This is a genomic window from Actinoplanes sp. NPDC051633, assembly GCF_040681735.1.
GTDB lineage: Bacteria > Actinomycetota > Actinomycetes > Mycobacteriales > Micromonosporaceae > Actinoplanes.
The window spans coordinates 1-4,545 of the sequence record NZ_JBFAZH010000650.1; the positions used below are offsets into that span (position 1 = coordinate 1).

Below are 4,545 nucleotides of genomic sequence, written 5' to 3' on the forward strand. Positions count from 1 at the left end.
GTCCATCAGCAGGCGGCGCAGCACGCCGATGTGGTCTGCGCCGAACGCGGTGCCGCAGGTGGCCACGGCGGTCGTCACGCCGGCCTCGTGGCAGGCCATCACGTCGGTGTACCCCTCGACGATCACCGCCTGGCTGTGCTTGGCGATCTCCCGCTTGGCGTGGTCGATGCCGTAGAGCACGTGCGACTTCTTGTAGAGCGGCGACTCGGGGGTGTTCAGGTATTTCGGGCCGTCGTCATCGTCGAAGAGCTTGCGCGCGCCGAAGCCGATCGCATCGCCGGCCAGGTCCCGGATCGGCCAGATCAGCCGTCCGCGGAACCGGTCGATCAGCGAGCCCGAGCGGGCCGGCCGGGACAGCCCGCCGGTGGTCAGCTCCTCGTCGGTGAAGCCCTTCAGCCGCAGGTGCTTGGTGAGCTGGTCCCAGTCCTTCGGCGCGATCCCGCAGCCGTACTTCTCGGCGGCCTCGCGCCCGAAGCCACGCTCGGCGAGGAACTCCCGGGCGGCCCGGGCGCCTGGGGTCCGCAGCTGCGCGGCGTAGAACTCGGCGGCGGCCGCGTGCGCGGCGATCAGGCGCTGCCGCTGCCCCGGCTGCTGGCGCGGGGCGCCGGGACGGTCACCGGGCGACTCGTCGTAGCGCAGCTGGATGCCGGCCTTGCCGGCCAGCCGCTCGACGGACTCGATGAACGACAGGTGGTCGGCGTCCTTCAGGAACTTGATCGCGTCGCCGCCGGCGCCGCACCCGAAACAGAAGTAGACGTTGCGGGCGGTGCTGACGTTGAACGACGGTGACTTCTCGTCGTGGAAGGGGCACAGGCCCTTCAGGTTGCCGCCGCCGGCGGGCCTCAGCGTGACGGTCTCCCCGATCACGTCGGCGATGGACGTGCGGTCGCGGACCAGCGCGATGTCCTCATCCTTGACCCTGGCCACCGGTACATCCTGCCTCGCGCTACTTCACACCCGCCACGAGGGTACGGTGCCAGGCGACGGCGCCGTGGTCGGTGAGCGACGCGACCTGGTCGATCACCACCCGCAGGCGGGCCGGGTCGCCGGTGGCGTCCTTCCAGAGCGGCGCGAAGACCGGATCCAGCCCGTCCGGCGCCCGCGAGCACAGCTCCTCGACCAGCTCGGCCAGGATCGTGCGCTGGCGCGCGTACCACTCCTCCGCCGCCCTGGTCCGCATCACGTAGCGCAACGCCATGCCCTTGAGCAGCGCACACTGGATCCGCACCGTGCGCGGGACGATCAGGTCGGCCTGGTAGCGGCGGACCGGCTCGGAGCCATGCCGGCTGTTCGTCGCGCCGACCGCGGAGGCGACGAACCGCCCGGTCAGCACGCTGGTCATCCGTTTGAGGGCGATCTGGCTGCGGTACGTCCCGTCGTAGTCGGCCGTGCCGGTCACGACCTCGTCGGTGAGCAGCTGCCCGAGCTGGTCCTCCAGGACCGGCGGCGGCTCGTCGGAGTAGGTGGCGGCCACGTCGGCACAGAGCGCCGCCCGCTCCGATGCATCATCGATCAGCCGGCGCAGCGTGATGTAGCCGCCGTGGATGCCGTCCTCGACGTCGTGCACCGAATACGCCACGTCGTCCGCCCAGTCCATCACCTGCGCCTCGAGGCAGCGGCGTTCGCCGGGCGGCGCGCCCTGCCGGATCCAGTCGAAGACCGGCGTGTCGTCCTCGTACACCCCGAATTTTCTCGATCCGGGTTTGCGCTGCCAGGGGTATTTGGCGCAGGCGTCCAGCGAGGCGCGGGTGAGGTTGAGGCCGGCGCCTGGGACCTTGGCCTCGAGGCGGGTGAGCACGCGGAGGGTCTGCGCGTTGCCCTCGAAACCGCCGCACGACTCGGCCACCACGTCGAGGGCCTGCTCACCGTTGTGGCCGAACGGCGGATGCCCGAGGTCGTGGGCGAGACCGGCCACGTCGACCACATCGGGGTCGCAGCCGAGCCGGGCGCCCATCTCACGGGAGATCTGGGCGACCTCGAGCGAATGCGTGAGACGGGTACGCAGGAAGTCGTCCGACCCGGCGGTGTGCACCTGGGTCTTGGTGGCGAGCCGCCGGAACGCCGCCGAGTGCAGCACCCGCGCCCTGTCCCGCTCGAACTGGGTACGCCCGTACCCGCTGTCCTTAGCAGGCTCGGGGGCCCACCGCTCGGCATCGGCCGTCATCCGCCAAGACTAAGCCGTTGATCGTTGTGGCCGATGCGGTAAGTGTGGAGTCTCGTATGACCATCGTCGCCCGCCTGATCATCATGGCCGCCACCGGCGCAGTCGCCTGTGTGCTGGTGGCCGGCGCCGCCACCTGGGGGTCGTCGCACCAGGCCGCCGCCGCCGAGGACATGGGCCGGGTGAGCAACGCGATGAGCAGTCAATGGAACGCCGACATGATGCATGACGGGCTGCGGGCCGACGTGATGGCCGCGCTCTACGCCTCGACTCCGGAGCAGCGGGAGCAGTTCGGCGTGGCCGAGGTGGACGAGCACGCGAGCACGATGGTGGAGATGTTCGACGCCGCGGCGCAGGAGGCGCCGGAAACGCTGCGCGGCGAGTACGCGCGGGTGCGGCCGGCGGTGGTGAGCTACACCGAGGCCGCGAAGCGGATCGTCGGCGGCGCCGAGGGCGAGCTGCCGGCGTTCCTCGAGCAGTTCTCGTCGCTGGAAACGGATCTGGGCGCGATCGACGACGCGATGCTGGCGGCGGTCGAGCAGGCCGGCCGGGACGGCGCCGACGCGGCGGACCGCGCCGAGCTGATCATCCTGATCGCAGCTCTGGCGGGCGCGTTGCTCGCGGTGGTCGCGGCGATCTCGACGGTACGCGCGGTCCGCCGGCCGTTGCGGCAGATGCTGACGGCGCTGCGGGCAATGGCGCAGCGGGACCTGACCGTGCGGGCGGAGGTGGTGCATCGCGACGAGTTCGGCGAGATGGCCGATGCGCTCAACGAGGCGCTGACCTCGGTGCGGGCGACGGTGGCGGCGACCGCGACGAGCGTGCGGGAGCTGACCTCGGCCAGCGGTGACCTGCGTGGGCTGGCCGGGAGCCTGGACTCGTCGGCGGAGCAGACCTCGGCGCAGGCGCGCAGCGCCGACTCGGCGGCCCGGCAGGTGTCCGCGGCGGTGACCGACATGACGACGGCGACCGGGGAACTCTCCGAGTCGATCCGGGAGATCGCCCGGCAGACGTCGGACGCGGCGGTGACCACGAACCGGGCCACCGAGAGCATGACCGAGACCTCGTCGGCGGTGGCCGGGCTGAGCGCGGCCAGCGGCGAGGTGGGCGACATCGTCAAGCTGATCACGCAGATCGCCGAGCAGACGAACCTGCTGGCCCTGAACGCGACGATCGAGGCGGCGCGGGCGGGCGCGGCGGGCAAGGGCTTCGCCGTGGTGGCCACCGAGGTGAAGGAGCTGGCGCAGGAGACCGCTCAGGCGACCAGCGACATCACCACGAAGATCGCGGCGATCCAGGAGATGACCGGGCGTACGGCCGCCGCGATCGCCACGATCAACGAGGTGATCGAGCAGATCGACGACGGCCAGCGGACGATCGCGGCGGCGGTCGAGGAGCAGTCGGCCACCACCGAGCTGATGGCGTCGAACGTGGGTGAGGTGTCCACCGCGGCGGCCGAGATCAGCGGGACGGTCGCGCACATCACGCGCTCGTCGGAGTCGACGGCGGAGGGCGCGAACACCACGCGGGAGTCCGCCGAGCGGGTGAGCTCGGCCGCCGGGGAGATCCAGACGCTGATCGGCCAGTTCCGCTACTGATCGGCCAGTTCCGCTACTGATCGGCCAGTTCCGCTACTGATCGGCCAGTTCCGCTACTGATCCCCGGCCGCTGAGCCCTTATCGGAGCGGCCGGAAGAACGCAGTGATGTCGGCGGCGAGCAGCTCGGTTTCCTCGTACGCGGCGAAGTGCCCGCCGCGCGGCATGAGCGTGTAGCGCGTGACGTTGTAGACACGCTCGGCCCAACTCCGCGGCTGCGTGCCGCCGATGTCGGCGGGGAAGAGCGCGACCGCGGTCGGCACCTCGACCCGCTCCAGGCGCGGCCCCACGCGGTGGTAGCGCTCGTAGTACGGGCGGAACGACGTCGAGATCGCGTCGGTGAACCAGTACAGCGACGCGGTCGTGAGCAGGAAGTCGTCGCCGAACTTGGCGGACACGTCGCCGCCGCAGTCGCTCCATGCGCGATGCTTCTCGAGGATCCAGGCGAGCAGCCCGGACGGTGAGTCGGACAGGCCCTGGGCCAGGGTCAGCGGCCGGGTGCGCTGCTCGTGGGAGTATCCGCCCTCGGCGTCGTGCCAGGCCTTGTTCGCGGCCAGGTAGGCGCGCTCCTCCTCGGTCAGCCCCGCCGGGTCGTACTCGGGCGGATCGCTGACGTCCAGCAGGTGGACGCCGGCCACCGCCTCGGGATACGCCTGTGCGAGCCGGCCGGTGTCCCCGGCGCCGAGGTCGGAGCCGTGTGCGCCGTAGCGCTCGAAGCCCAGCTCGTCACGCATGAGCCGGTGATAGATGTCGTGGGTGCGCGGCCCACCCTCGCCGGGGCGCCGCAC

At 71.3% G+C, this 4,545-nt stretch carries 4 protein-coding genes; 1 reads left to right on the plus strand and 3 read right to left on the minus strand.

Features of this window, described 5'->3' with window-relative positions; translation table 11 throughout:
- Both dnaG and AB0M20_RS28830 read right to left on the minus strand, forming a co-directional pair.
- Positions 1 to 927 (minus strand): DNA primase (gene dnaG / locus AB0M20_RS28825; RefSeq protein ID WP_364303455.1); only part of this gene is annotated, 927 nt, incomplete at its 3' end.
- Between the two features lie 19 nt (positions 928 to 946).
- Positions 947 to 2,164 (minus strand): deoxyguanosinetriphosphate triphosphohydrolase, encoded by a 1,218-nt coding sequence (locus AB0M20_RS28830; RefSeq protein ID WP_364303456.1) that lies wholly within the window; start codon positions 2,162 to 2,164, stop codon positions 947 to 949.
- Between the two features lie 56 nt (positions 2,165 to 2,220).
- On the opposite strand from AB0M20_RS28830, the gene AB0M20_RS28835 reads away from it, so the two are divergent.
- Positions 2,221 to 3,759 carry a methyl-accepting chemotaxis protein gene (locus AB0M20_RS28835; protein WP_364303457.1) on the plus strand — a complete coding sequence of 513 codons (1,539 nt, stop codon included), beginning with the start codon at positions 2,221 to 2,223 and terminating at the stop codon, positions 3,757 to 3,759.
- A gap of 78 nt (positions 3,760 to 3,837) precedes the next feature.
- On the opposite strand, the gene AB0M20_RS28840 is transcribed toward AB0M20_RS28835, so the two are convergent.
- The coding region (locus tag AB0M20_RS28840; RefSeq protein ID WP_364303458.1) for an alpha/beta hydrolase at positions 3,838 to 4,545 on the minus strand (708 nt) is incomplete at its 5' end.

Excerpts from the sequence above, each read along its gene's own strand:
- AB0M20_RS28830 (WP_364303456.1), bottom strand. The coding sequence starts at position 2,164 with ATGACGGCCGATGCCGAGCGGTGGGCCCCCGAGCCTGCTAAGGACAGC.
- AB0M20_RS28835 (WP_364303457.1), top strand. The coding sequence starts at position 2,221 with ATGACCATCGTCGCCCGCCTGATCATCATGGCCGCCACCGGCGCAGTC.